Origin of the sequence: Parahaliea aestuarii, assembly GCF_008064635.1 — a bacterium.
Lineage (GTDB): Bacteria > Pseudomonadota > Gammaproteobacteria > Pseudomonadales > Halieaceae > Parahaliea > Parahaliea aestuarii.
On sequence record NZ_VRYZ01000002.1, the window covers coordinates 440306 to 465295 of the forward strand.

The following is a 24990-nucleotide window of genomic DNA, read 5'->3' on the forward strand; positions in this document are numbered from 1 at the left end:
AAGCCTTTCAGTCAGATGGCGTAGTCGGCGTTATCCGCACCGAACAATACGCCGCCGAAGTTTACAGCGAACGGGTTCACGTTGTTGGCCACGTGCGCCTGGCTGGCGAGGATATCCAGGTGCCGGGCCAGCAGCTCGCTGCCATTGCGGATACCGCCGCTGCCGGCCGCCTTCAGCATCTTGCCGGACAGTTCAACACAACGATCGGCCACCACTGCCGAATCGTAGCGGTAGCGCACCCGGTCTTCCACCGGAATCGGCACGCCGGCGCGAGTGCATTCCATCATGGCATCGAAGTTGCGCACCATGGTCAATTTCATTTCCTCGATGGAGGCCTTCACCTCGGCCGCCAGGCGGCGGGCAAAGGGATCGTCGCTCATCTTCATAGGGCCGACGCGGCGGGTTTTGGCCACCTCGATGTAATCCTCCAGGGAGCCCTGCAGGGCGCCCAGGGTCGCGGTGCAGACCGCGCGCACAAACACCTGCATAAAGGGCAGGCGGTAAAGGGGCGCGCTGTTCACGGCATTGCCGGGGTTGTCGCAGAGGAAGCCGTCCATCGACTTGTGGGTGCGGTGCTCTGGCACAAAGGCGCCGTCCACACGCACATCGTGGCTGCCGGTGCCCTGCAGGCCCACCACGTCCCAGTTGTCGACAATTTCATAGTCGCTGCGGGGCACCAGGAAGGTGCGGTAGTTGGCCATGTCGAAGGGCGCGTCCGGGGTCGGCACCACGGCGCCGAGGAAGGCCCAGTCGCAGTGCTCGGAGCCGGAGGAGAAGCTCCACTGGCCGCTCAGGCGGAAGCCGCCGTCCACTACCTCCACCTTGCCCACCGGGGCGTAGGACGAGGAGATCAGCACCGTGGGGTCATCCGCCCACACATCCTGGGCGGCCTGGTCGTCGAACACCGCCAGTTGCCAGTTGTGCACCGCCACCACGCCCAGCACCCAGGCGCTGGACATGCAGTGTTTGGCAACTTCCAGGCCCACGCAGTAGAACACCTGCGGGTCCATGGCGTAGCCGCCCCACTGCTCGGGTTGCAGAATCTTGAAGAAGCCGGCTTTTTCAAAGTCGGCGATGGTTTCCGCCGGCACCTTGCGCTCGGCGCGACACTGGGCGGCGCGCTCGCGCAGCACCGGGCCAAGTTCACGCGCGGCGTCAATCAGTTGCTGGGCGCGGGGGGATTCGAGTCCGTAGGCATTCATGGCAGCACCTTGTGTCTGGTTGTTGTTCACGGCCGGTTGTGGACCGGCCGGCCCTTGCGGGTCATTCCGAGGTTGATTAAAGCGCGCTGTGGTGTCACGCACATCCTCTATTTGGGCTATCGACTTTACTCCACCACCGCGTCACCGAACTCGGTCGGCGGGCCGAAAAAGGCGCGGTGCGAGGGGGGCTGCTTGCCATCGATATCGCTGACGCCGTACTCCTCGCCCAGTTCCGCACCGATCAGCACGCGGCCGCTTTTTGCCATGCGCTGCGGGTCGCGGGCCAGGGCGTCGATCACCCGCCCGGTGAACTGCGGGTGCTCGGCGGTGCCGGCCAGGTCGGCGTACTTGTCCGGCTCCGCCTCGAACACGCGGCGGGTGCGCTCGGTGAGCAGCAGGCCCATCCAGATGGACACCACCGCCACGTTATAGGGCTTGAAATCCACCGCCATGTCGTGGGCCATCTTGTCCGCCGCCGCCTTGCCGGCGCCGTAGGCCGGGCCGTGCATGTAAATGCGGCCGCCGAAGGAACTGGTGTTCACCACCAGCCCCCCCTGGCTTTTCAGCAGCAGCGGCGCGGCGTAATAGGTCGAAACGTAGTGGGAGCGCATGCCCACGTCCCAGATTTCCGTCAGCGACAGGGGCTTTTCCCAGAAGGGGCCGGTCTGCACCAGGGCGTCGTGCACGTAGGTGGCGTTGTTGACCAGGATGTCCAGGTGGCCCTGCTCCTGCGCCACCCGGGCAAACAGCGCCTCTACCTGTGCGTCGTCGCTGTGGTCGCAGGCCACCGCGATGCCCTTGCCGCCCGCCGCGGTCACTGCCTCCGCCGTGGCAGCCACCGTACCGGGCAGCGGCGCCGCGCCCTCTTCCACCGTGCGACCGGTGACATACACCGTGGCCCCGGTGGCCCCCAGCGCCTCGGCAATCCCCTTGCCCGCGCCGCGACTGGCGCCGGTCACCACGGCCACACGATGTTGTTCTGTCATCTTCTCTCCCGTCTCTCCCGACAACAGGCGCTTTACCCGCGCCGGGCGCTACTCTAGTATCCGGGCCATCCTAAAGCCCCGCCCCAAAGGGGCCAAGCCACCCCCGCCGCCGGGGGCACAACATATTGAGCCAGCCGCGGAAATACCTTGCCAATCCGATACTTACACTCCCTTTGCCTGCTCGTTGCCCTGCTTTTACCGGGCCCCAGCGTCGCCGAGCCGGACCCGCGCCGCAGCTTCACCGCCGGCGAATCCCCCGACTGGCTGCGCGCCGTGGGCCGCCTGGTAGTGCCCGGCATCAAACTGGAGGACGGGCGCCGCCGCCATCACACTGAACGCTGCAGCGCCACCCTGATCCAGAGCCACCGCGGGCAGCAGGCCGACACCATCGTCACCGCCTGGCACTGCCTGGAGTACTACGAGGACCTGAGCCAGCGCATTCTGTTCCAGCTCACCGACAGCGAGGGGCAGCTGCTGGAAATTGAAGCGCGGCACCTGGCGGACGGCGGCGATATCGACGCAGACTGGGCGATTATGCGACTGCAACAGGCGGTACCTGCCGCTGCGGTACCGGCACTGGCGGTCAGCGAGGCTACCAGCGTTTCTTCTCTGGTTATGGCGGGTTTCAGTCGCGATTCGGGCATCGGGATGGCGGGCCGGCAGTTGAGTTACGACCCGGCCTGCGAGATTACCCGCGAGGAGGCGTTGTTCAGCGACAGTAACTGCCGGGCTTACAAGGGGGCGTCGGGGGGCGCGGTGATTCAACTCGACAGCGATGGCACGCCGGAGCTGACGGGAGTGATTTCCCAGGGGGATGGCGAGGGCTTGAGTCGCTATATTCCGGTTGGGATTTTTCGGCGAACACTGCTTGGGTATTTGTAGCGAACCAAGCTTGGGCGCTTTAATTCACTGTACTTCGCCATTCGGTGTCTGCACCGGGGAATGCCTTCCGCGACACGCCGTGAATACATCCTTGTAGTCTCTTCATCGCCCGTCCAGGGCGATGACGGTCGCTTCAGGCATTCCCCGGCACAGACACCTCCGCTAGGCGCGTTATTGAAGTAGCGTGCCTTCGCCAGGGTGACTTTGATTTCAATTATCTCACTTACGGAGTGAAGAAATATTCCCGGCCACCCAAGGAGGCGGCGGTGTCGGGGGAAGTCCCGAGGGGACCGTCAGCGGCCTGGACGGCCGCTGAAGAGACTACATGGATGTATTCACGGCGTGTCCCCGAGGGACTTACCCCGGCGCCGCTGCCGGCAAAAAAACGCCGCACCAACCGCTACCGGCAGCAAAGCATCGAAACGTCCCGCACAACATAGCGCCAAAGTACAAAAACCTAGTACCCCTCAGCCTCCTCCGGATGCGGTTCCTGCCGGGCCGGCGGCGCTGCACCCACATGCACCTCGCCCCGCGCTTTGGCGAGCTCAATCTGCTTCTGCCGCTCCGCAAATCGCGCCTTCTGGTCATCGCTCAGGCTGTCATAGCAGCCCGGACAGCACACACCCTTCTCATACTTCGGCGACAACTTGTCCGCTTCCGTAATCGGGTGGCGACAGCCAAAACACTGATCGTACTGTCCCTTCTCCAGCTGGTGATTCACCGCCACGCGATTGTCGAACACAAAGCACTCCCCCTCCCAGGTACTCTCGGCCTGGGGCACCTCCTCCAGGTACTTCAGAATGCCGCCCTGCAGGTGATAGACCTCCTCGAAGCCCTCCTTCAGCATAAAGGCCGAGGCTTTTTCACAGCGGATGCCGCCGGTGCAGAACATGGCCACCTTGCGCTGTTTCTTCGGGTCGAGTTCGCGCCGCACATAGTCGGGAAACTCGCGGAAGGTGGTGGTGTGGGGGTCGCGGGCGCCGCGGAAGGTGCCGATGCCGTATTCGTAGTCGTTGCGGGTATCGATGAGAACGACATCCGGGTCGTTGACGATGGCGTTCCAGTCCTTCGGCGCCACGTAGGTGCCAACGCAGTCGTTGGGGTCGATGCCCTCCACGCCCATGGTGACGATTTCCTTCTTCAGCTTCACTTTCATGCGGTAGAAGGGAATGTGGTCGTCGAAGGATTCCTTGTGCTCGACATCCGCCAGGCGCGGGTCGGCGCGCAGGAAGGCGAGCACGGCGTCGATGCCTTCACGGCTGCCGGCGATGGTGCCGTTGATGCCCTCGTGGGCGAGCAGCAGGGTGCCCTTCACGCCGGCCTGCACGCAGGCGTCCAGCAGGGGTTCGCGCAGTTCGTGAAAGTCGGGCAGGGAAACGAATTTGTAGAGGGCGGCGACCACGGTATCCATGCGTCAGGACTCCGCCTTGCTGCCGCCGAGGCAGTCCGGCGAGGGGCGCACCTGCTCTTCGCGTTCGCGCCACTCTTCGGGGGTGTAGAGTTGCAGGGCCAGGGCGTGCACCGGGCCGGCGAGCTGCTCGGCCAGCAGGCCGTAGATGCGCTGGTGGCGGGCCACTTTGCGCTGGCCGGCAAAGGCATCGCTCACCGCCACTACCCGGAAGTGGGTCTCGGAATTGGGCGGCACGCTGTGCATATGGCTTTCATTGGCCACATCCAGGAAGGTGGGGGCCAGGGCTTCGTTCAGGGTGCTTTCGATCTGCGCCTGTACGGGCATGGGACGCTCCGGGGCTGAAAAAACGGGGCGGAATTATAGCGCAGTCACCCCGCTGCCGACACTCACGCCAGCTTGCGCTGGCCGGCGCGGAATTGTCCGGGGGTCTGCCCGGTCCACTTCTTGAAGGAGCGGTGAAAGGCGCTGGGGTCGGTAAAGCCCAGTTGCAGAGCCACTTCGTTGATCGACAGTTCGGGCCGCCCCAGGTGCAGGCGGGCGGCGTCGCAGCGCGCCTCGTCCTTGATCTGCTGGAAGGTGGTGCCCTCGCGCTTCAGCCGCCGGCGCAGGGTCGGTGCCGACATGTGCAGGGCCGAGCTGATCGCCTCGAAGCTGGGGAAGCCTTCGCTGAAATCGTGACCGATCATGGCTTTGACCTGGGCCGCGAGGTTGTTGCGATCGGGGTCTATATCCATGATCAGCAACTGGTAGGGCGCAGTGCGCAGGAACTCCTGCAGGGAGTGTTCGGTATGCACCACCGGCCAGGACAGGCAGGCACTGTCGAAGTAGAGCAGATCCGAGCTCTGGTTGAAGTACAGCGGCGCGTGGAACAGGGTCTCGTACTTTTCCAGCCGCTGCGGCGCGGCGCCCTTGAAGTCGACCCGCTTGAGTTCGATGGTACGGCCGCACAACCAGCCAAAGAAACGGTGCCACACGGACAGGCCGTAGGCCTCCAGCGCGCCCACCTGCCCCGGCGATGTGGCGGGCTGGAGGGTGCGATAACCGACCCGCGTTACCTGCTCGGAGAAGTTGGTGTAGAGCTGGCTGCGCTCGTCGAAGAAGGTGCGGTAGAACTCCGCCGCCCGCTGGATCGCCTGGCCGAGGGTATCGCAGGCGATAATGCAGTAGCACATCATGCGAAAGGCGCCGGGGGTAGCCAGGCCGTTGCCGACCACGCCGAAGGTTTCGTCTTGCAGCCGGCGCAGTACCTGCTGGTAAACGCGGGAATACTGCATGGCGCTGACTTCCGCGCGATAGCCCGGTGCGCTTTCGTCAGTGGGATCGAAATCCAGGCCGGCATCTGCCAATACTGCAGAGAAGTCGTGGCCGTGATCGTAGACCTGGCGCAGCAGGCTGCGCACAAAGCGTGTTGGAACCCGGTCACTCATTCAGGGCAGGCTATCCTGTGTGCAAGGGGCGCCCATACTAGCAGACCTCGGCGCGCGTTGTGAGCCGCCGGCGGCGCGTTATACTGGCCCGAGCCAGCAGCACGGGAAGCCGAGGGATGGAGCAACTCTACAACGTGTATTTCGCCGGGGAAGCGCTTCCCGGGCAGGACGAAAACGCCGTGCGCCAGCGCCTGCAGGGCCTGTTCAAGGCGGACGAGGCCACCCTGCAGCGCCTGTTCAGCGGCAAGCCACAGCTGATCAAGCGCGAATGCGACAAGGCCACCGCCCTCAAGTACAAGCAGGCCATGGAAAAAGCCGGCGCCAAGCCGGTGATCCGGCGCCACGCCGCCGAGCCAGCGCCAGCGCAACGCACATCGGCGCCGGCTCAGGAACAGCGCCCCCGGACCATGGCCGAGCGCGTTGCCGCGCTGGCGTCGGCAGCGCCTTCACAGGCCGGGCGTACTGCACCGCCCTCCGCCGCCGCGCCGGCGGCCAGCGATGATGACAGCGGTGACAAGGGCCTGGCATTGAGCCCGCCCCGCAGCGAGGTGTTGCGCCCGCAAGAGCGCCGGCAATTTGTGCCGCGCGACGTGGACACTTCGGCCCTGTCGCTGACCGGCAGCGGTACGCGGCTGTCAGACCCGGAGCCGGAGCCACCTCCGGCCCCGGACACCGGCCACCTCAGTGTGGCCGCCAGCGGCGAAACCATCCCCAACCTGCCCCGCTACGCAGCGCCGCTGAACCCCGATACCAGCGCCATCGACCTGGCGCCCGCGGGCAGCGACTTCAGCGACTGCGCCCCGCCGCCCGCGCCAGCGCCGGCACTGGACCTCGCCGGACTGGATCTCGCCCCCAGCGGCAGTGACCTGCTGGACGGCAAATACCGCAGCAGCGCGGCGGCCGCGGCGCCGGACACCAGCCACCTGGCGCTGGAAAAACCCTGAACCGGGCCGGGGTCAGGGCAGCTCCACTTCTACCCGCAGACCCGGCCGGTTGCCGGCCAGACGCACGCTGCCGCGATGGTAGTGCGCGATGGCCTGCACCAGGCTGAGCCCCAGCCCGTGCCCCGGCTCTTTGCCGCGACTGGCCTCCAGCCGGTAGAAGCGGCGAAACACGTTCTTGCGATCGGCCACCGGAATACCCGGCCCGCTGTCCTTCACCACCACGCGCCGACCACTGCCGCTGGCTTCCAGTTCAACGGCGATGTCGCCACCGGCGGGGGTGTACTTGATGGCGTTGTCCACCAGGTTGGCGAACAGCTGGAATAACAGGTCGTTGTCACCGCGAATAATGTGGGGGCCCGCGGCCTGCAGACCCAGGCTGATCTCCTTGTCAATGGCCAGGGGCTCGTAGAGCTCGACCACATCCGCCAGCAGGGCGGCCAGGTCCACCTCGGTTTCCGGCGCACTGCGGCTGCCGCTCTCCAGCGTGGAAATGCGCAGCAGGGCGTTGAAGGTCGCCAGCAGGTCGTCGCAGTCCTCGATCACCCGGTCCACCGCTTCCTGGCGTGAGGGTTCCAGGCTGTCGCGCAGCTGGTTGAGGTTGTTGCGCACCCGGGTGAGCGGGGTGCGCAGGTCGTGGGCGATATTGTCCGACACCAGCTTGATGGCCTGCATCAGCTGACTCATCTGGTCCAGCATGCTATTGGTGACCTGCGACAGGTCTCTCAGGTAGCCCTCTTCGCCCTTGGTCGGCATGCGCTCCCCGGGATTTTCCCGGGCGATACGCGACAGGCGCTGGCTGAATTCCTCCAGCCGTTGCACCGCCATCGAGGCGGTGAAGTAGCCGCCGATGATGCCCAGGATCAGGGTGGCGGTCATCGCCCACAGCAGGGTGCCAATCACCACCGAGCCGCTCTCTGACACCGCGGCGAAGTTGTAGGCCACCAGCGCCTCCACGCCCCCCTGGAACTCCCGGGAGCGGGCGATAAAGTCCACGTCGCTGCTTGCATCCCGCCGCAGCAGGGACATCTGGAAGGCCCACCAGCCCTCGCCGAAGTCGCTGTAGCGCGGCACGGCCGGCAGGTCGCCGGCCAGCCGGGTACCGCCGGCATCGGTCAACAGGTAGGAAAAGCTGGCGCCGGCGGGGGCCCGCACCTGGTCCTCCACATACTGGCGCAGGCCGGGCAGTGACTGGCCGCGATACACCAGTTCCAGGGTGTCCAGCTCGTCGCCGATGCTGTCGATCAGGCCGGTGAAATAGCTGTAGCTGAGGTAGGTATAAAGCAGGCTCAATACGGCGCATACCGACGCCACCAGCACAATCACATAGCGCAGTATGAAGCGAAAGGTAAGGGAATTGACGACCCGCAGGATGCGCACGGCGGCGGGCCCGGCTCAATCGCCGCCGAGGCGGTAACCCGCGCCGCGCACGGTGGTCAGCAGCGGCGGCTCGAAATCGCGGTCAATTTTCTGCCGCAGGCGCGACACGTGTACATCGATGACGTTGGTCTGGGGATCGAAGTGGTAGCCCCACACATGCTCCAGCAGCATGGCCCGGGTCACCACCTGGCCGGCGTGCCGCATCAGGTATTCCAGCAGCTTGTATTCGCGCGGCTGCAGGTTGATGGGGGTCTGCTGGCGCCGCACTTCCTGGCTCAGCAGGTCCATCTCCAGGTCGGCCACCTGCAGGCGGATGGGCGATTCCAACGCCGACGTGCTGGCGCGGCGGTGCAGCACTTCGAGACGGGCCTGCAACTCGGCCATGGAAAAGGGTTTGGTCAGGTAGTCGTCGGCGCCGCAGTGCAGGCCCTCGACCCGGTCCTCTACGTCACCCAGCGCGCTGAGCACCAGCACCGGCGTGGTGTCGCCCTCCTGGCGCAGCGCCTGCACGATGGAGAGGCCGTCGATACCCGGCAGCATGCGGTCCACCACCAGCACATCGAACTGGCCCTCGCGGGCCGCTTCCAGGCCCAGCTTGCCGTCGTCCTGCAGCAGGCAATCGTAGCCGGCGGCACTCAGTTCACCGGCGATAAAACTCCCCACCGAGGGATCGTCTTCAACTAGCAGAACCTTCATGCACCCTTCCTCTCATCGCTGGCGAATGTAGCACGGGGCCGGAAAGCGCCTCAATTTACAAATCGGTAATCCGCCCTGCTAGAATCGCGCCATGCCGACATCACCTGCCCCCGCCCTGCCCCGCCGCCTGATGGCCATGCTCTACGACACTTTCCTGGTGTTGCCGCTAATCATGCTCGCCGTGGCCATCGGCATGGGCCTGCACAGCGCCATTGCCGGCGGCAACGCCGAACCCCTGCACCCGCAACTGGTGCAGCTGATCGCCCTGCTCACCGTGTTCGGCTTTTTCAGCGCGTTCTGGCTGAAGAGCGGCCAGACCCTCGGCATGCAGGCCTGGCGCATCAAGCTGGTGAGCAGCGAAGGGGAATCCCCCACGGTCCTGCAGGCCCTGCGCCGTTGCCTGGCGGCCCTGCTGTCCGCGGCCTGCCTGGGGCTGGGTTACTGGTGGTGCCTGTTTGACCGGCGCGGTCGCTGCTGGCACGACTACCTCTCCGGCACCGAGCTGGTGCTGGTGGAAAAAGCCGCGAAGAAAAACAAAAAGAAAACGCCGGCAGCCGCGCCCCCGGGCAGCTGAGCTGACTACTGCGCCCGGCGCAGCAGCACCAGGCCGAAACCCATACACAGCAACACCGGCACCAGCGCGGCGTACAGCGGCGAGAAGCCAAACACCAGGCTGGCCGGGCCCAGCAGGTCCTGGCTGGTGCGAAACACGATCCCGACCAGAACGCCGGCAAAGATGCGAAAGCCCAGGGTGCCGTCCCGCAGCGGGCCGAAGATAAAAGAGATGGCCACCAGCACCAGGCCGGCCACCGTCAGCGGCTGCAGCAGTTTGCGCCACATGGCCAGTTCGAAATCCTCCGCTTCCAGCCCCTGCTGGGACAGGTAGCGACTGTAGCGATAGAGATCCGCCAGCGGCAGCTTGTCCGGGGCCACCACTTCCATGGTCAACAGCTCCGGGGTGATGGCGGTGTCCCAGCGCAGGGTGTCGTAGGGCGTGCGCTCGGTCTGCCAGCTGCTGAAATCGGTGCGCACCGCCTGGTGCATCATCCAGTGATCGCCGGCGAAGGTGGCGCTCTGGGCGCGCAGTGCCGACTGCAACTGCAGGCGCTCGTCAAATTGCAGCAGGATGATGCCAAACACCTCGCCGTCCGGGTCGAGGGCGTTGAAGTGCAGGAAGGTATCCCCCTCGCGGTTCCACAGGCCGTGGCGGCCCGCCACACCCTCGCCGGGGTTCTGCACGATGGCGCGGCGACTCTGGGCCAGTTGCTCGGCCCGCGGCGCCACATACTCCCCCAGCAGGAAGGCGGCCAGGGCGATCACCAGGGTCGGCTTCATTACAATCCACACAATGCGCGCGATGGACACGCCGGCGCTGCGCATGACCACCAGCTCACTGCTGGAGGCCAGCTGCCCCAGCCCCACCAGGCAGCCGATCATGGTGGCGAAGGGGGTGTACTCGTACAGGCTCCCGGGCAGAGTCAGGGCCACATAGACAAACACCTCGAAGGCGGTGTAGCTCTCGGAGATGTCTTCGGATTCATCGATGAACACGGTGACCGCGTCGAGGCCGACAATGATCGCCAGCACCAGCGCGGTCGCCAGCACCACGGTGCGGGCGAGGTAGCGATCAAGCCCGCGCACGGCGCAGCCTCCAGTAGCGCAGGCGCGCCAGCCAGTCGGGGCCAAACAGCAGCGCCAGCCCCAGCAGCAGGAACAGCAGGTGGACACCCCAGAAACCGCCGAGCATGGCCATTTTGCCCTCTTCCACGGCGGAGCGGGCGTTGGCCAGCAGCATCAGGTAGCCGAGGTAGATGAGGAAGGCGGGGGCCATCTTGATATAGCGTCCGCGGCGGTGATCGGTGCGGCTCATGCACAGGGCGATCAGCGCCACAATGGGCACCATCACCGGCAGGGAAAGGCGCCAGTGCAGGGCGGCGATATCCTGGGGCGCCTGCGACGCCAGCAGCTCGGTGGTGGGCCGGCCGTCCACCGGCGCGGCTGTGCGAATGCCGCCCTCGGGTTCCGGTATCAGTTCGCCGAAACGCTCGAAGCGGGTAACGCGGTAATCGAGATCCCCCGGCACACCCTCGTAGCGATAGCCCTTGCGCAACTCCAGGTAGCGGGCGCCGCTGTCCGGGTCCATGCGCACCTCCCCCTCCTGGGCCACCGTCAGCACCATCCGCGGGTCGCTGTCGCGGCCACCGCCCTGGGACAGGAATACCGATTGCATGGCGCCGGTTTCCGGGTCGATATCGCGGGCGTAGCTGACCATATCGCTGCCCCGGCGGGTCTGGAAACGCCCGGCGGCCAGGGTCTGCAGACCCTGGGACGAACTCGGGTCCTGCAGCAGCTCGGCGGAGCGGGCCGCGCCCAGCGGCGTTACCAGCAGGCTGAGCAGGCCCACCAGCAGGGCGACCACCAGCGCCGGCACCATGGTATAGCCCGCCAGTTTGACCGGGCTGACGCCACAGGCGCTGAGCACCACCATTTCGCTTTCTACATAGAGCCGGCCGTAGGACATCAGGATGCCGATGAACAGGCCCAGGGGCACAATCAATTCGAGAAAGCCCGGCAGGCGGTAAAACATCACCGGCAACAGGATGTCCGCGGCCAGGTCACCCACCGCTGCTTCCGCCAGGTACTTCACAAAACGGCCGCTGAAAATCACCACCAACAGGACGAAGCTCACCGCGAGCATGTGCGTGAGAACGTCGCGTGTGAGGTAGCGCAGGATTTTCATCAGATGGCGGACTTAGTGGGAGAAAAGCGCGTTTCGGTTCAGTTTGGGCGCTCGACATCATACACTACCGCGACTCGATGCGAAGCAAGGAAACCCCATGACCGCGATCACTTTCAACGTGCGCCAGAGCGCCGATGCCAGCAAGGCGAAAACCCAGTGCGCCATTGTGCCCGTGTTTGGCAAACACCTGTCCAGCGCGGCGCTGGATTTCGACAAGGTCGGCGACGGCCTCGCCAACGCCGTCATGGCCCTCGGCGACTTCGAGGGCAAGCCCGGCCAGAGCAGCATGCTCACCCACATCGGCAATGCCAGGCGCGTGCTGCTGCTGGGCTTCGGCGCCCTCGACAAGTTCAACCTGGCCACCGCGCGGGAAGTCACCGACGCCCTGTACCGGCGCCTGAACAAATGCGGCGCCACCGATGCCGTGCTGCATCTTGGCGATCTGGTCGACAGCGAGATCGATCTGGAAGAGGCGCTGGAGCAATTCGCCCGCCTGCTCACCGCCGCGGCCTACCGCTACACCGAAACCGTCTCCAAGCCGCGCAAGGCCCTGGCCCTGAAGAAGCTCACGGTCAATCCGGGCAAGGCCCTGTCCGCGAGCAAGGCCCAGGCGGCGCTGGAGCGCGGCGCCCACATCGGTGCGGGGGTCAACCTGGCACGCAACCTCGCCAACCTGCCGGGCAATATCTGCACCCCCACCTACCTCGCCCAGCAGGCTCGCAGCCTGTGCCGCGGCCACAAGAACCTGACCGCGCGCATCCTGGACGAAAAGAAAATGCAGGAACTGGGCATGGGCTCCCTGCTGTCGGTCTCCGCCGGCAGCGACCAGCCCGCCAAGCTGATTGTGATGGAATACAAGGGCGGCAAGGCCAAGGACCAGCCCTATGTACTGGTGGGCAAGGGCATCACCTTCGACACCGGCGGCATTTCCCTCAAGCCCGGCGCCAAGATGGACGAGATGAAATTCGACATGGGTGGCGCCGCGTCGGTATTCGGCACGATGCAGGCGGTGCGCGACCTGCAGCTGCCGCTCAATGTAGTAGGCATTGTCGCTGCGGCGGAAAACATGCCCAGCGGCCGCGCCACCAAGCCCGGCGATGTGGTGACCAGCATGTCCGGCAAGACCATCGAGGTGCTCAACACCGACGCCGAGGGCCGCCTGGTACTGTGCGACGCCCTCACCTACGCCGAGCGCTTCAAGCCCGCCGCGGTGGTGGACATCGCCACCCTCACCGGCGCCTGCGTGGTGGCCCTCGGTTCCCACGCCTCCGGCCTCTACGCCAACAAGGACGAACTGGCCGAACAGTTACTGGAGGCCGGCCAGCAAACCTTTGATCGCGCCTGGCGCATGCCCCTGTGGGATGACTACCAGAAGCAGTTGTCCACCCCCTTCGCCGACATGGCCAACATCGGCGGCCCGGGCGGCGGCAGCATTACCGCGGCCTGCTTCCTGTCGCGCTTTGCCGAGAAGTACGACTGGGCCCACCTCGACATCGCCGGCTCCGCCTGGGACAGCGCACCCAAGGGCGCCACCGGGCGGCCGGTGGCGCTGCTGACCCGCTACCTGCAGCAGCGGGCGGGCTGAGGCGACAGTGACCCGGGTCGGCTTCTATGTGGTCCAGGCCAGCGGCGAGCTGGAGCGCCTGCGTGTCGCCGCGCGGCTGGCGGACAAGGCCTTCGCTCGCGGTCACCGCATCTATATCAACGCCACCGGCGAAGCCCAGGCACAGCAGCTCGATGAGCTGCTGTGGAGCTTTCGCCCGGCCAGTTTCCTGCCCCACGGCCTGACCGGCAGCGCCGGCGCCGAGCACATCGCCATTGGCTGGGGCCAGGCGGACCCCGCCGGTCACGATGACCTGCTGATCAATCTGCAACTGGACATCCCCGGCTTTTTTGGCCGCTTCCAGCGCGTAGCCGAAGTGGTCACCCAGGAACCCCGCAGCCTGCAGGCCCTGCGCGAGTCCTGGCGCTTCTACCGCGAGCGCGGCTACCAGCTCGAAAAGCACGACCTGCCCGCCCAGGGCTAGTCTTCCGCGCTGGCCCAGCACCGGCCCAGCGCGTATAATTCCGCTCTTTTTTCAGCCAGTTACGCTTTCTTCCGGACTTCTTCTCCATGGACAAGACCTTCCAACCCGCCGATATCGAAACCCGCTGGTACCAGCAGTGGGAGAGCAAGGGTTACTTCCAGCCCCAGGGCGGCGAGCCCGCTTATAGCATCATGATCCCGCCGCCCAATGTGACCGGCAGCCTGCACATGGGCCACGGCTTCCAGGAAGCCATCATGGACGCCCTGATCCGCTACCACCGCATGCGTGGCTACAACACCCTGTGGCAGCCCGGCACCGACCACGCAGGCATCGCCACCCAGATGGTGGTGGAGCGCCAGCTCGAGGCCCAGGGGCTGAGCCGTCACGACCTCGGCCGCGACAGGTTCATCGAGAAAGTCTGGGAGTGGAAAGAACAATCCGGCGGCCAGATCACCCAGCAGCTGCGCCGCCTCGGCGCCTCCCCGGACTGGTCCCGGGAGCGCTTCACCATGGACGAGGGCCTGAGCAAGGCGGTACAGGAAGTGTTCATCCGCCTGTATCGCGAAGGGCTGATCTACCGCGGCAAGCGCCTGGTGAACTGGGACCCGGCCCTGCACACTGCGGTGTCCGACCTGGAAGTGCTGTCGGAAGAGGAGCAGGGCTCCCTGTGGCACTTCCGCTATCCACTGTCCAGCGGCGAAGGCCACCTCACCGTCGCCACCACCCGCCCGGAAACCATGCTCGGCGACACCGCGGTGGCCGTCCACCCGGAGGACGAGCGCTACGCCCACCTGGTCGGGCAGACCATCGCCCTGCCCCTCACCGGCCGTGAAATCCCGATCATTGCCGACGACTACGTCGACCGCGAGTTCGGCACCGGCTGCGTGAAGATCACGCCCGCCCACGACTTCAACGACTACGAGATGGGCAAGCGTCACAACCTGCCCGTGATCAACATCCTCGACGACAACGCCGCCCTCAACGGCGAGGTGCCCGCACCCTACCGCGGCCTCGATCGTTTCGACGCGCGCAAGCAGGTGGTGGCCGACCTGGAAGCCCTGGGCCTGGTGGACAAGATCGAGCCCCACACCCTCAAGGTGCCCCGCGGCGACCGCTCCGGCGTGGTGATCGAGCCCTACCTCACCGACCAGTGGTACGTGGACGCTAAAACCCTGGCCAAACCCGCTATCGAGGCGGTGGAAAACGGCGACATCCAGTTTGTGCCCAAGCAGTGGGAAAACACCTACTACGCCTGGATGCGCGACATCCAGGACTGGTGCATCAGCCGCCAGCTGTGGTGGGGCCACCGCATCCCCGCCTGGTACGACGGGGCCGGCAATATCTACGTCGGCGAGAACGAAGCCGCCGTGCGCGCCGACAACAAGCTGGGCGACGATGTCAGCCTGCAGCAGGACGAGGACGTGCTGGACACCTGGTTCAGCTCCGCCCTGTGGACCTTCTCCACCCTGGGCTGGCCGGAAGAAACGCCGGAACTGGCCACCTTCCACCCCAGTTCGGTGCTGGTGACCGGCTTTGACATCATCTTCTTCTGGGTCGCCCGGATGATCATGATGACCCTGCACTTCCGCAAGGAAGTGCCCTTCCACACCGTCTACGTACACGGCCTGGTACGCGATGCGGAAGGCCAGAAAATGTCCAAGTCCAAGGGCAATGTGCTGGACCCCATCGACCTGATCGACGGCATCGAACTGGAGTCCCTGGTGTCCAAGCGCACCGCCGGCATGATGCAGCCCCAGCTGGCGGCGAAGATCGAAAAGGCCACCCGCAAGCAGTTCCCCGAGGGCATCGCCGCCTACGGTACCGACGCCCTGCGCTTTACCTATTACTCGCTGGCCTCCACCGGCCGCGATATCCGCTTTGATATCGGCCGTATCGAAGGCTTCCGCAATTTCTGCAACAAGATCTGGAACGCCGCCCGCTACGTGATGATGAATTGCGAAGGCCAGGACTGTGACCAGAACAACAGCGGCGAGGTGGAACTGTCACTGGCGGACCGCTGGATCATCGGCGAGTTGCAGCAGACCGAAGCCGCGGTGGCCAGGGCTGTGGAGGCCTACCGCTTCGATCACGCCTCGCAGGCGCTGTACGAATTTATCTGGAACCAGTACTGCGACTGGTACCTGGAATTGTCCAAGCCGGTGCTGTGGGACGACAACGCGAGCGAGGCCGCCAAGCGCGGCACCCGCCGCACCCTGATCCGCGTTCTGGAAGCGGCCCTGCGCCTGCTGCACCCCTTCATGCCCTTCATTACCGAAGAGGTGTGGCAGGCGGTCGCGCCGCTGGCCGGCAAATCCGGCGCCACCATCATGCTGCAACCCTATCCCGTCAGCGAGGGTGAAAGCGTGGACAGCGCCGCGAACGCAGATATAGAATGGCTCAAAGGTGTGATCGTGGGCCTGAGAAACATTCGCGGTGAAATGAATATTCCACCCGGCAAGGCGCTCACGGCACTGCTCAGGAATGGCGGCGAAAGCGATAAAACCAGGCTGGAACACAATGCCACCGCCCTGAAAAAACTGGCCCGGCTGGATGACATCCGCTTTGTGGCCGATGGCGAGGAAGCGCCGGTAGCAGCAACGGCACTGGTGGGGGATCTGGAAATCCTGGTGCCGATGGCGGACCTGATTGACAAGGACGCCGAGTTACAGCGTCTCGCCAAGGAAATTGAAAAGCTGGAAAAAGAGCTGTCGCGCATCGAAGGCAAGCTGAGTAATTCAGCCTTCATCGACAAGGCCCCCGAAGCGGTAGTGGCCAAGGAACGCGAAAAACAGCAGGCCCAGCAAATGGCGCTCGGCAAGCTCCGGGAACAGGAGCAGCGTATAGCGCAGATGTAAGGCAGCGGTACAGCCGCGGCAGCATCAACCTCGGTAGGTAAGGTTTCAAGGCCCCGGCGCATTGGGCGGCGGGGAATAATAAGAAGTGGTAACCGAGGGAAAGTGGTATGAGTGATCGTGTCCATGGCACAGTAAAATGGTTTAACAATGCCAAGGGGTTTGGCTTTATCACCCGCGAGGAAGGTGACGATGATGTATTCGTACACTTTCGCTCCATCCAGGGTGATGGCTACCGCACACTCAATGAAGGCCAGACGGTCGAGTTCAAACTCGTCGAAGGCCCGAAAGGTCTGCAGGCTGAGGATGTGTTGAAGCTGTAGACCGAGGCGTCGCCGCAGGGGGAGAGCCTGGGCAGCGCAGCGCTTCCCCGCCCGTAGTGCGGCCCCACTCATCGTTGCACATCCCGCGACCACGGTAACGGCAGGGCCTGCTGTTGCCGACGCTCCGGTTTTTTCCGGCCATGGGTGACGGACGCCGAAACATTTGCCACGGGAACCACCCCAACAGGCGGTATTGCGCCGCCCACTGACACAAGCAATGACAACTGACTTCCAACAGAGGACCACCATGACAACCACCATCCGACTGATTCTCAGCCTGCTGATTGCCGCCCTCGCCTACGCTGCGGCCACCCTGCTGGCAGGCGCTGACTTCAGCAATATTCCCCTGCTACTCTGCTTTGTGGCGGCCACGGCATTAACGGCCCTGTTACCGGCCGCGGGGCGGGCGGGCACAACGAACAGCGTCGCGCGTGACAACGACAGTAGCGAAAAGCAATCCCGGGTGCCGGCCGGCGCATCCCGGGAGGAAGGCGCGGTCAAGTGGTTCAATGTTTCCAAGGGCTTTGGTTTCATCATCCGGGAGGGTGGCGAAGAGATCTTCGTTCACTTCCGCTCTATCCGCGGTGACGGACGGCGCAGCCTCAGGGACGGCCAGCGGGTCGACTTTGTGGTGGGCAACAGCGCCAAGGGCCCGCAGGCCGAAGACGTCGTCGCCCTCGACTGACAGGGAACGGCAGCGTCAGGCGCTGCTGTCCAGCCGGCTGATCAGGTCCATCCAGTAGGCGCTGATCATGCCGGCACCACAATGAAGCACCACCTCGGTCGGCAGGTCGTTGTCGCCCAGGGCCAGTTCCACCACACCGTAGAAGGTATCGACGGTAATGCGGGCCTGAATGACGATCTCTTCATCCGCCTCGATACCGAGTACCTCCGCGATCAGACCGGCGAAGCTGCGCGCCACGATCTCGTGGGACTCCATGCGCAGTTCCTGCAGCGGCTGCACCGCGCGCAGGGCCTGGGTGATCTCGTGGCCGCCCACCTGGTCGCGTGTCGCCTGGTAGGTTTCCCGCAGCAACTCTTCGACATTGTCCATCAGGGCCGCGACGCCCCCGGCGGGGTAGTGACGCTCGTGCCACTGCTCGAAGATCACATTCTGGCGATCCATCAGCACCGCCCCCAGGGCATACAGTACGGCGTACTTGTTGGGAAAATAGCGGTATAGCGCCGGCACTGTAATACCCGCGTTCTCGGCGATCAGGTTGGTGGATATACGCTCTACGCCGACTTCCACCAGCAGTTCCGCCGCGGCCATCAGAATATTTTCGTAGGTGCGCTTGGCCCGCGCCTGGCGCGGCCGGTTCTTTTCCAGCAGCTCGACCGGGGCTCGCATTCGACTCATGACTTTCTCCCGCTGTCGTCCCTATATTGAGCAAGGTACGACTGGTATTCCTTCACCGCAAAATGCCACAATGGCCAGTCCTCCTCTAGCAAAATCTGACGAAAAGGACAGTCCCTTGCCCGCATCGAAACCCGTGATTGCAAGAAAGTTTCGCGGGGTCAGTATCCCCACGTCCAGTCACCCGTCCATCCGCAAGGTGCGACGCCAGGGCACGGTGCCCTCCATCCACGGCAACAAATTCTGGAAGTCCAGCGCACTGCTGATCGACTACCTGAAAAAGCATCCGCCGGAACACTGCAAACGGGTGATCGACGTCGGCTGCGGCTGGGGCATTGGCGGTATCTGGTGCGCGAAGAAACTCGGGGCCAAAGTGACAGCGGTCGACGCCGACCCGGACGTGTTCCCCTACCTCCATGAGGTCGCCGCCATCAACGGCGTCGAGGTGAAGACACTGGCCCGGCGCTTCGAGCAGCTAACGGTCAAGCAACTCAGCAAATACGACATGCTGATCGCCGCCGACATCTGTTTCTGGGACGAACTGGTCAAACCGGTCACCAACATGGTGAACCGGGCGGTCAAGGCCGGCGTGAAACACATCTATATCGCCGATCCGGAGCGCTCCACCTTCCTGGAAATGGCGGAGCGTTGTGCCGACCGTCACTGCGCCGATCTGATCGAGTGGAAAACCCGCGGCAATGTGGAGGCTCGCGGGGCAATCATGGCCATTGAGAACGCCTGAGCGGCAGCCACAGGTAATCCCGCTGTACCGTGGTCGCCTGGGCCTGCCCCTGGCGATCCAGGCGCGGCCGGAAGCGAACGTCGCGCAGTTCACGCAGCATCACGTACTGCGCATTCTCGGCCGACTCCGGCACGCTGACCACCTCCGCGCCCCGCACCCGGCCCTCGGCGGTGACCTCGAAGCGGAACCCGACCGGGCCAGCCACACCGTCCCCGGGCGACGGTATCTGCCAGAAGGCGCCATTATCCGGCAGTTCCACCGGCTCCCCGAACCAGGCCTGCCACTGCTCTTCTGCGCCGGCGTCCAGCAGGTCCTGCCCCAGGGCCGAGTAAAAGGCCGCGGCGCGACGGCTGCTGCCGTGCCACTGGTACCAGTCCGCCAGCGCCAGTTGCGCGGCGCGGGTATCTGCGGCGTTCGGCGGCGACGCTTCAATATAGTCCTGTAGCAGTTTGCGCCCGCGCACCATGCCGCTGCGGCGCTGTTGTTCCAGGCGCTCCCGCTCCCGGTCCAGCTCGGCGCTGCCCAGGGAGCGATACTGGCTTTGCACACGGAAACCGGGCTCGTCCAAGGCCGCCGGCAGGGAGTCCTGCAACAGGTAGAGATTGCGCAGCTGGCTCTGCACCAGCGGCCAGCGCAGGTCCGGCGGCAATGGATGCCCCCCGTCCGCCGCGCTGCCCTCCAGCAGTCGGTCATTGATATCCAACAACCCCAGCAGACGGCTGCGGCCCTGGGCCGAACGCACCCCCAGTCGCAACGCTTCGCGCTGCCAGCGCAAATAGGCCAGCTGGACGGTCACCGCGGCTTCATCCCTGGGCAGCTGTCCGGCGCCCTGCAGAAAGTAGAGATAGTCGTAGCGGTCGTCGAGCTGTTCCAGGTCGCCGGTCTGTCGCGCCAGCCCGATCATGCTCTGCAGCAGGCTCAACTGGCGCTCACTGCGCAGTCCCTCGTTAATGCGCATGATGTGCAGGGCGCGGGTATAGAGGGACTCGGCGCCGGCGAGGTCGCCGCGACGGGCCTGCAGGTCCGCCATGGCCTCCAGGTTTTCCGCGAGGCCGGCGGCATAGGGGCCGCCCTGGCGCTGCAGGTCTTCCACCGCCCGGGTATAGGCCGCCAGCGAGGCGGCGGCATCCTCGGGTAGCGGTGCCTCGGGCACCAGGCCCGGCGCCGCCGAGGCGCCGTCACTCCACTGCTGCCCGTTGCGCACCACCCGCTCGCCGTAGGGGGCGGCGGTATCGTCAGCCCGCGAAGCGCCCGCCGCCAGCGCGATGAGTACTACCAGGAAAGCACACGGCCCCAAGGGACGGCGCGGATTGCAGGCACGCAGGCGTGTCATGGCTTCCTCATCAGTGAACGGTCAATACGTCAGGGCGACGGGCTGAGGGAAGATTAAGCGATTGCAGGAGTGATAAAAAGGCGGGCGCCCGGAGGGCGCCCGCAATGCTGCCGCATTCCCGGCATCCGGTAGTGTCGCCGGGGGTCTGCAGGGCTTAAGTTAGCCCAGGCCAACCTCTATTGCAAACGATTCTCGTTAATATTTGCGAACTTATCGCGAATGCGTGCTTCAGAAAGGAAATACGATCGGCAGCAGGACCAGCACCACCAGGGAGTAGGCAATCGACACCGGCAGTCCGGCGCGCACGTAATCCCGCAGCGTGTAGCCGCCGAGGTTCTGCACCATCAGGTTGGTGGTATAGCCGTAGGGGGTCAGGAAGCTGGCGCTGGCGCCAAAGGCCACAGCCATCACAAAGGGCATGGGACTCAGGCCGTAACTCTCCGCCAGGCCGAAGGCGATGGGGAAACTCAGTGCGGCCGCGGCATTGTTGGTCATCAACTCGGTCAGCAACAGGGTACCCAGGTACACGCCGATCAGGGCTGCGTAGGGACCGAGGCTGGACAGCTCGCTGTGCAGGGCGCCGGTCAGCAGCGCCACCAGGCCGGAATTGGTCAGCGCCTGGGACAGGGTCAGGGCCGAACCGATGATCAGCCAAATCTCAAAGGGAAAGCGGCGGCGCAGTTCCGAGGCCCGCACCAGGCGCAACACCAGCATCGCCACCAGCAGCATGCACAGGCCCTTGATCAGCGGCAGAATTTCCATCACCGACAGGGTCACAATGGCAATCAGGCCGAGACTCACCACCCAGTTCTGCAGCGGCGAGGTGTTGGTACCGTTCACCGCATCATCCACCACCACAAAGTTCTTGCCGAGGTTGTTGCGATCGTGAAAATCGGGGCCGGTCGCCAGCATCAGGTTGTCGCCGGCCTGGATGGCGATATTGCCCAGCTTGCCCGACAGTCGCTTGCCCCCCCGGCGCATGCCCACCACCGCTGCGTCAAAGAGCGAGCGAAAGCCGCTGTCCTTGATGGTCTTGCCTTCGATACTGGCATTGGGCATGACAATCACTTCCATCATGTTCTCCCGCAACAGCCCCTCTTCCACCGCAAACAACTGCAGGCCGTCCAGCGCGTCGAGCACGCCCACCTGTTTGATATCACCGGAGAAGATCAGCTTGTCGCCGGCTTCGATGTATTCGCTTGGCGCCACCGGGGATATCAGGTGCTCATCGCGCACGATCTCCACCAGGAACAGGTCGTCCAGGTCCCGCAGTTGGTTGTCGGCGATGGTCTTGCCGATCAGGCTTGAACCCGCCGTGACCTCCGCCTCGATCAGGTACTCGTTGATGTCGAGTCGCTCGCGGCTGTCGGCGGGCAGCAATCGCACCGACAGCATCATGACCGTAAGCCCCACCAGCGTGGCGCAGCCGCCCACGACAAAGAAGGCGAAGAAAGACAGGCCCTGCCCGGTGGCGTCTTCCAGAAAGCTGCTGACAATAAGGTTGGTACTGGTACCGATGAGCGTCATGGTACCGCCTAGAATCGCGGCGTAGGACAGGGGGATCAGCAGGCGCGAGGCCGGGTGGTGGCGATTGTTGCGCACCGTCTGCGCCAGCGTCGCCACTACCGCCGTGTTGTTGACGAAGGCGGAAAACAGCGCGGTCACCCCGCCCAGCCGCAGCAGGCTCATCCCCAGCCCCGGGGTAATCAACTTGCCGGACAGGCGATTGAGCCAGGACAGGCGCTCCAGCCCGACCGAGACCAGCAGCAACAGAATGAGGGTGATCAGACCCGTGTTGGATGCCTTGTCGAGAATCTCGGCGGTGTCCACCAGGCCGGCAAAGTAACTCGCCAGCATGGCGCCGACAAAAATGCGCGACGCCGGCCAGTCAGTGAAGATCAGGCTGCCCAACAGAAACAGGAATACAGCCGAAATCAGTAACTGGTCGATCATAGAAAGGGCTCTTGGGCCGAGGCCGGAAACACGCAAGGATACGCAATCGGCCGACACAGGGACAAGCGAGGCCAGCACGGATACACTAACCAAATTCGCATAAGCTAATAACGGCCAACCAACATGCAACGTGTCCTGATCATTTTTGCCGCCATCCTGCTGCTCGCCATCGCCCTGCTGTACAGCAACCAGGACAGGGTGAAGGAGGCCGCCTACAACAAGCTCACCGAGAACATGTTTGTCGCGGCGGACACCGACAGTTTCGATCCCGGCCCCGCCGTCGGCTCACAATTCCCCGGCATCTACGCCCGCTATCGCGGGGACACCGTGCGCCTGCTGACGGACTTCGCCGGGCCGCAGGGCACCGCCTTCGTCGCCAGTCGCTCCCTGGCCTGGTGCCCCTACTGCATGAAGCAGATGGTGCAGCTACAACAACACAAGGCGGCCTTTGATGCCGCCGGTATCAGCCTGGTGGCGATCACCTACGACAGCCCCGCCGAGCAGCAGGCCTTTGCCGACAAGCACGGCATCACCATCCCGCTGCTCTCGGACATCGACGCCATGAGCTTCAAGACGCTGGGCATTCTCAATGAGCAGTACCAGCCGGAGGACACCCAGTACGGCATCCCGCACCCCGGCATGATCATCATCGACCCGGCCGGCAAGGTGGTCGGCAAATTGTTCATCGAGGCCTACAGCAGCCGGGTCGACGCCGCCGCGGCGCTCGCCTTTGCCCAGGAAGCCCTGGGACGCTAGCTGGCGGGCGTATACCAGACCGGCGAGGTCCAGGCCCGCTCCTGCACCACCGGGCGGTGCTCGGCGGCACAGCAGTTGGCGAAGGCCTCGGGCACACTGTCGGGATCGTCGCAGCTCACCCCCGCGGCAATACACTGGCGCTGGCTCCAGCGGCAACTGGGATTTTCCACCACGCGTGAGTAGTAATAGGCTGGCTGCTGCGGATTGAAGTCGGCATCCTGCCACACCGTGCACAACTCGGCGAAACCTTCGCCGTGAGTGGCGCAGGTCGCGGTGTCCACCCCGGCGCCGTTGCCGCCATCGCCCGCCACATCCAGCACCGTCTCGTGACGCTCGCCGTCGGCATCCAGCCAGCTTTTCACCATCTGCAGGCGTTGCAGCGGCATACCCGGATGATCCGCGGTACCGCTATCCTGGCGCGCCGCCAGCAGGAAGGTTGGCCGGGCGGCGGCAGACGGTGGTGCCGCCAACTCCCCGCCCATCGGCACCCCGCCGGCATAGGCCTGTTCTATGCGATCCTGCTGGTCACACAGGTTTTCGGGGTAGTCCCAGCCGGCAAAGAAGCGCGCCTCGATGCGCGGGCCGCTGGTACCGTAGGCCTCGCGGCGGCGCATGGCCCGGAACAGGGCATCGCGGCTGTTTTCTTCCGCCCACAGTACCGCCAGTCCGCCGGGGTTGTACTCCAGCTTGTCCGGCAGGCCGGGTGGAATTTCTTTGGCGGCGGGCACTCCCGCGCCGCCGTGGCCGAGAAAACGATCCTCCTCCACCGCACCCGGTGAGCCGAGGTGAGTGTCAGTGCTGGCGATAAAACCCTGCTGATAGGGATTGACCCCCAGTTGGCGCTCAATCTGCATGCCCTCCCCCAGCGCCTCGCGCAGGAAGCCGGTTTCCGGACCGGGCGGATTGTCAAAGCCGGAAATATTGTCGATGGGCTGCTGCTCGAAGGCGCAGAGTTCGTCCTGGGTGACGCCGGCCTGGTAGAAGCACTCCGATGCTCCCTTGTGCTGCATGATCTCCGCCAGCGGCTCGAATTGCTTGCGCAGGCGCGCGTAATCCGCATCCATCGGACTCCCGTCGTCCTTCAGGCCACTGTACATGTAGCCGGCGCTGAGGTTGGCGTTGTGCGGTATCACCAGAGAGTCGCAGGCGCCGTCGGCGCTGTTGCACTGCTGGTCCAGGCTGTGCCACAGGCTGGAGGCCGCCGGGCCATCGATAAAGCTGATCGGGCGCGGCGGCACCTCCGCATTGCGGAACACGACATTGCGATGCAGGTTGCCGCCGCTCTCCGCTTCGCCACCGGTCCACTCGTAACCGACAAAGGTAGTGAAGGAGCAGTCAGCACTGCGATCGTAGTGGGCTTCCGCGGCCTCCTGCATTTCCCGCCAGGGTCCCTTGGCTGCCTCCAGGCACAGTTCGTCGTTCTCGCCACACAAGCCGAGATGAGAGGCCTGAATGGAAGCCCAGGCATTGAACAGGTAGAAGGCACCCCGCGGCCAGTGGCGATACACCAGGCACTGCCAGCTGTTGTAGCCCTCCATGCCCGGCGTGTTGCACATGGCGACTTCGCCAATCAGCTCCGAGTGATCGGACACCATGGCAAAATCCAGCGGCCGGCGCAGTTGCAGGGAGCGCCGCCCCTCCCCCTCATCGGTCCAGGGCTGTATCGGCAGTTTCTCACCACGGGCGAAGGCGTAGGCCTGGGCCGGGGTGGTGCGAGTACCCTGGGTGCTGGCATCCAGCGAATAGCGGGTGTGCACGTGCAGATCGCCGAAAAAGGCCTGCTTCTGTGTCTGGTAGTCGCTGCAGGGCTGGCGCTGCTCGCTGTAGTCAGGTGCCGCCAATGACGGTGCCGCCAGCAGCGCCAGCAGCGCCGCAACTGGCGCTTTCACAGCATTTTCCCTGTGCGCGCGGCGCCTGTGATCGCAGTGCGACTGAACTGACTATTCACCTTGTTATTCCTTGTATGTGTGACCTGAGCCGAC

The 24990-nt window shown here is 64.7% G+C and carries 23 protein-coding genes; 10 read left to right on the forward strand and 13 right to left on the reverse strand.

What is annotated here, in order from left to right; translation table 11 throughout:
* Positions 1–11 precede the first annotated feature (11 nt).
* On the reverse strand, positions 12–1202 hold the full coding sequence (locus tag FVW59_RS06230) for an acyl-CoA dehydrogenase family protein (RefSeq protein ID WP_148063363.1): 1191 nt from the start codon (positions 1200–1202) through the stop codon (positions 12–14).
* 125 nt (positions 1203–1327) lie between these two features.
* The gene (locus FVW59_RS06235; protein ID WP_148063364.1) at positions 1328–2188 is read right to left on the reverse strand and encodes an SDR family NAD(P)-dependent oxidoreductase; all 861 of its coding nucleotides are present in this window, start codon (positions 2186–2188) and stop codon (positions 1328–1330) included.
* Between the two features lie 147 nt (positions 2189–2335).
* On the opposite strand from FVW59_RS06235, the gene FVW59_RS06240 reads away from it, so the two are divergent.
* Positions 2336–3070, forward strand: coding sequence for a trypsin-like serine peptidase (locus FVW59_RS06240; protein ID WP_148063365.1), 735 nt, complete (start codon positions 2336–2338; stop codon positions 3068–3070).
* 457 nt (positions 3071–3527) lie between these two features.
* Here FVW59_RS06240 and trhO read toward each other — a convergent pair whose 3' ends face one another.
* The 3 genes from trhO to FVW59_RS06255 all read right to left on the reverse strand — a co-directional run bounded on the left by trhO (position 3528) and on the right by FVW59_RS06255 (position 5908).
* Positions 3528–4481 (reverse strand): oxygen-dependent tRNA uridine(34) hydroxylase TrhO, encoded by a 954-nt coding sequence (trhO, locus tag FVW59_RS06245; RefSeq protein WP_148063366.1) that lies wholly within the window; start codon positions 4479–4481, stop codon positions 3528–3530.
* A gap of 3 nt (positions 4482–4484) precedes the next feature.
* Positions 4485–4805 (reverse strand): BolA family protein, encoded by a 321-nt coding sequence (locus FVW59_RS06250; protein ID WP_148063367.1) that lies wholly within the window; start codon positions 4803–4805, stop codon positions 4485–4487.
* Between the two features lie 62 nt (positions 4806–4867).
* On the reverse strand, positions 4868–5908 hold the full coding sequence (locus FVW59_RS06255; RefSeq protein ID WP_246139651.1) for an AraC family transcriptional regulator: 1041 nt from the start codon (positions 5906–5908) through the stop codon (positions 4868–4870).
* Positions 5909–6024: 116 nt separating this feature from the next.
* Here FVW59_RS06255 and FVW59_RS06260 point away from each other — a divergent pair, with 116 nt between their 5' ends.
* Positions 6025–6852 carry a hypothetical protein gene (locus FVW59_RS06260; RefSeq protein WP_148063368.1) on the forward strand — a complete coding sequence of 276 codons (828 nt, stop codon included), beginning with the start codon at positions 6025–6027 and terminating at the stop codon, positions 6850–6852.
* A gap of 12 nt (positions 6853–6864) precedes the next feature.
* Here the strand turns inward: FVW59_RS06260 and FVW59_RS06265 are convergent, their stop codons facing one another.
* Together FVW59_RS06265 and FVW59_RS06270 are read right to left on the reverse strand one after the other, a co-directional pair.
* A complete protein-coding gene (locus FVW59_RS06265; RefSeq protein WP_148063369.1) occupies positions 6865–8229 on the reverse strand; it encodes a sensor histidine kinase in 1365 nt (454 codons plus the stop codon).
* A 15-nt stretch (positions 8230–8244) separates the two neighbouring features.
* Complete coding sequence (locus FVW59_RS06270; protein WP_148063370.1) at positions 8245–8925, reverse strand: response regulator transcription factor; 681 nt, start codon at positions 8923–8925, stop codon at positions 8245–8247.
* A 91-nt stretch (positions 8926–9016) separates the two neighbouring features.
* On the opposite strand from FVW59_RS06270, the gene FVW59_RS06275 reads away from it, so the two are divergent.
* Positions 9017–9499, forward strand: coding sequence for an RDD family protein (locus FVW59_RS06275; RefSeq protein ID WP_148063371.1), 483 nt, complete (start codon positions 9017–9019; stop codon positions 9497–9499).
* 5 nt (positions 9500–9504) lie between these two features.
* Here FVW59_RS06275 and lptG read toward each other — a convergent pair whose 3' ends face one another.
* On the reverse strand, positions 9505–10566 hold the full coding sequence (lptG, locus tag FVW59_RS06280; protein ID WP_148063372.1) for an LPS export ABC transporter permease LptG: 1062 nt from the start codon (positions 10564–10566) through the stop codon (positions 9505–9507).
* On the reverse strand, positions 10553–11665 hold the full coding sequence (gene lptF / locus FVW59_RS06285; protein ID WP_148063373.1) for an LPS export ABC transporter permease LptF: 1113 nt from the start codon (positions 11663–11665) through the stop codon (positions 10553–10555). Before lptF ends, lptG begins: the two co-directional genes overlap by 14 nt.
* A 97-nt stretch (positions 11666–11762) precedes the next feature.
* On the opposite strand from lptF, the gene FVW59_RS06290 reads away from it, so the two are divergent.
* The 5 genes from FVW59_RS06290 to FVW59_RS19745 all read left to right on the forward strand — a co-directional run bounded on the left by FVW59_RS06290 (position 11763) and on the right by FVW59_RS19745 (position 17552).
* Complete coding sequence (locus FVW59_RS06290) at positions 11763–13250, forward strand: leucyl aminopeptidase (protein WP_148063374.1); 1488 nt, start codon at positions 11763–11765, stop codon at positions 13248–13250.
* A 7-nt stretch (positions 13251–13257) separates the two neighbouring features.
* Positions 13258–13692: a DNA polymerase III subunit chi gene (locus FVW59_RS06295; protein ID WP_148063375.1), complete on the forward strand. Its 435-nt coding sequence runs from the start codon at positions 13258–13260 to the stop codon at positions 13690–13692.
* A gap of 86 nt (positions 13693–13778) precedes the next feature.
* A complete protein-coding gene (locus tag FVW59_RS06300; RefSeq protein ID WP_148063376.1) occupies positions 13779–16547 on the forward strand; it encodes a valine--tRNA ligase in 2769 nt (922 codons plus the stop codon).
* A gap of 107 nt (positions 16548–16654) precedes the next feature.
* Positions 16655–16867, forward strand: a complete 213-nt coding sequence (locus FVW59_RS06305) for a cold-shock protein (RefSeq protein WP_148063377.1) — start codon at positions 16655–16657, stop codon at positions 16865–16867.
* 463 nt (positions 16868–17330) lie between these two features.
* The gene (locus tag FVW59_RS19745) at positions 17331–17552 is read left to right on the forward strand and encodes a cold-shock protein (protein ID WP_246139663.1); all 222 of its coding nucleotides are present in this window, start codon (positions 17331–17333) and stop codon (positions 17550–17552) included.
* A gap of 15 nt (positions 17553–17567) precedes the next feature.
* Here FVW59_RS19745 and FVW59_RS06315 read toward each other — a convergent pair whose 3' ends face one another.
* On the reverse strand, positions 17568–18227 hold the full coding sequence (locus tag FVW59_RS06315; protein WP_148063379.1) for a TetR/AcrR family transcriptional regulator: 660 nt from the start codon (positions 18225–18227) through the stop codon (positions 17568–17570).
* A gap of 115 nt (positions 18228–18342) precedes the next feature.
* Here FVW59_RS06315 and FVW59_RS06320 point away from each other — a divergent pair, with 115 nt between their 5' ends.
* On the forward strand, positions 18343–18966 hold the full coding sequence (locus FVW59_RS06320) for a class I SAM-dependent methyltransferase (RefSeq protein WP_246139652.1): 624 nt from the start codon (positions 18343–18345) through the stop codon (positions 18964–18966).
* On the opposite strand, the gene FVW59_RS06325 is transcribed toward FVW59_RS06320, so the two are convergent.
* Positions 18944–20299, reverse strand: coding sequence for a tetratricopeptide repeat protein (locus FVW59_RS06325; RefSeq protein ID WP_148063380.1), 1356 nt, complete (start codon positions 20297–20299; stop codon positions 18944–18946). The two genes, FVW59_RS06320 and FVW59_RS06325, sit on opposite strands and share 23 nt — an antisense overlap.
* 228 nt (positions 20300–20527) lie before the next feature.
* A complete protein-coding gene (locus FVW59_RS06330) occupies positions 20528–22252 on the reverse strand; it encodes an SLC13 family permease (RefSeq protein ID WP_148063381.1) in 1725 nt (574 codons plus the stop codon).
* Between the two features lie 123 nt (positions 22253–22375).
* On the opposite strand from FVW59_RS06330, the gene FVW59_RS06335 reads away from it, so the two are divergent.
* Positions 22376–23008 (forward strand): peroxiredoxin family protein, encoded by a 633-nt coding sequence (locus tag FVW59_RS06335; RefSeq protein WP_148063382.1) that lies wholly within the window; start codon positions 22376–22378, stop codon positions 23006–23008.
* On the opposite strand, the gene FVW59_RS06340 is transcribed toward FVW59_RS06335, so the two are convergent.
* Complete coding sequence (locus FVW59_RS06340; protein WP_148063383.1) at positions 23005–24897, reverse strand: DUF3604 domain-containing protein; 1893 nt, start codon at positions 24895–24897, stop codon at positions 23005–23007. The two genes, FVW59_RS06335 and FVW59_RS06340, sit on opposite strands and share 4 nt — an antisense overlap.
* Between the last annotated feature and the right edge of the window lie 93 nt (positions 24898–24990).

Coding starts and splice junctions, on each gene's coding strand:
- FVW59_RS06315 (WP_148063379.1), bottom strand. CDS start 18,227: ATGAGTCGAATGCGAGCCCCGGTCGAGCTGCTGGAAAAGAACCGGCCG.
- FVW59_RS06330 (WP_148063381.1), bottom strand. CDS start 22,252: ATGATCGACCAGTTACTGATTTCGGCTGTATTCCTGTTTCTGTTGGGC.
- FVW59_RS06250 (WP_148063367.1), bottom strand. CDS start 4,805: ATGCCCGTACAGGCGCAGATCGAAAGCACCCTGAACGAAGCCCTGGCC.
- FVW59_RS06235 (WP_148063364.1), bottom strand. CDS start 2,188: ATGACAGAACAACATCGTGTGGCCGTGGTGACCGGCGCCAGTCGCGGC.
- FVW59_RS06270 (WP_148063370.1), bottom strand. CDS start 8,925: ATGAAGGTTCTGCTAGTTGAAGACGATCCCTCGGTGGGGAGTTTTATC.
- FVW59_RS06275 (WP_148063371.1), top strand. CDS start 9,017: ATGCCGACATCACCTGCCCCCGCCCTGCCCCGCCGCCTGATGGCCATG.
- FVW59_RS06305 (WP_148063377.1), top strand. CDS start 16,655: ATGAGTGATCGTGTCCATGGCACAGTAAAATGGTTTAACAATGCCAAG.
- trhO (WP_148063366.1), bottom strand. CDS start 4,481: ATGGATACCGTGGTCGCCGCCCTCTACAAATTCGTTTCCCTGCCCGAC.
- FVW59_RS06255 (WP_246139651.1), bottom strand. CDS start 5,908: ATGAGTGACCGGGTTCCAACACGCTTTGTGCGCAGCCTGCTGCGCCAG.
- lptF (WP_148063373.1), bottom strand. CDS start 11,665: ATGAAAATCCTGCGCTACCTCACACGCGACGTTCTCACGCACATGCTC.
- FVW59_RS06230 (WP_148063363.1), bottom strand. CDS start 1,202: ATGAATGCCTACGGACTCGAATCCCCCCGCGCCCAGCAACTGATTGAC.
- FVW59_RS06335 (WP_148063382.1), top strand. CDS start 22,376: ATGCAACGTGTCCTGATCATTTTTGCCGCCATCCTGCTGCTCGCCATC.
- FVW59_RS06260 (WP_148063368.1), top strand. CDS start 6,025: ATGGAGCAACTCTACAACGTGTATTTCGCCGGGGAAGCGCTTCCCGGG.
- FVW59_RS06290 (WP_148063374.1), top strand. CDS start 11,763: ATGACCGCGATCACTTTCAACGTGCGCCAGAGCGCCGATGCCAGCAAG.
- FVW59_RS06325 (WP_148063380.1), bottom strand. CDS start 20,299: ATGACACGCCTGCGTGCCTGCAATCCGCGCCGTCCCTTGGGGCCGTGT.
- FVW59_RS06300 (WP_148063376.1), top strand. CDS start 13,779: ATGGACAAGACCTTCCAACCCGCCGATATCGAAACCCGCTGGTACCAG.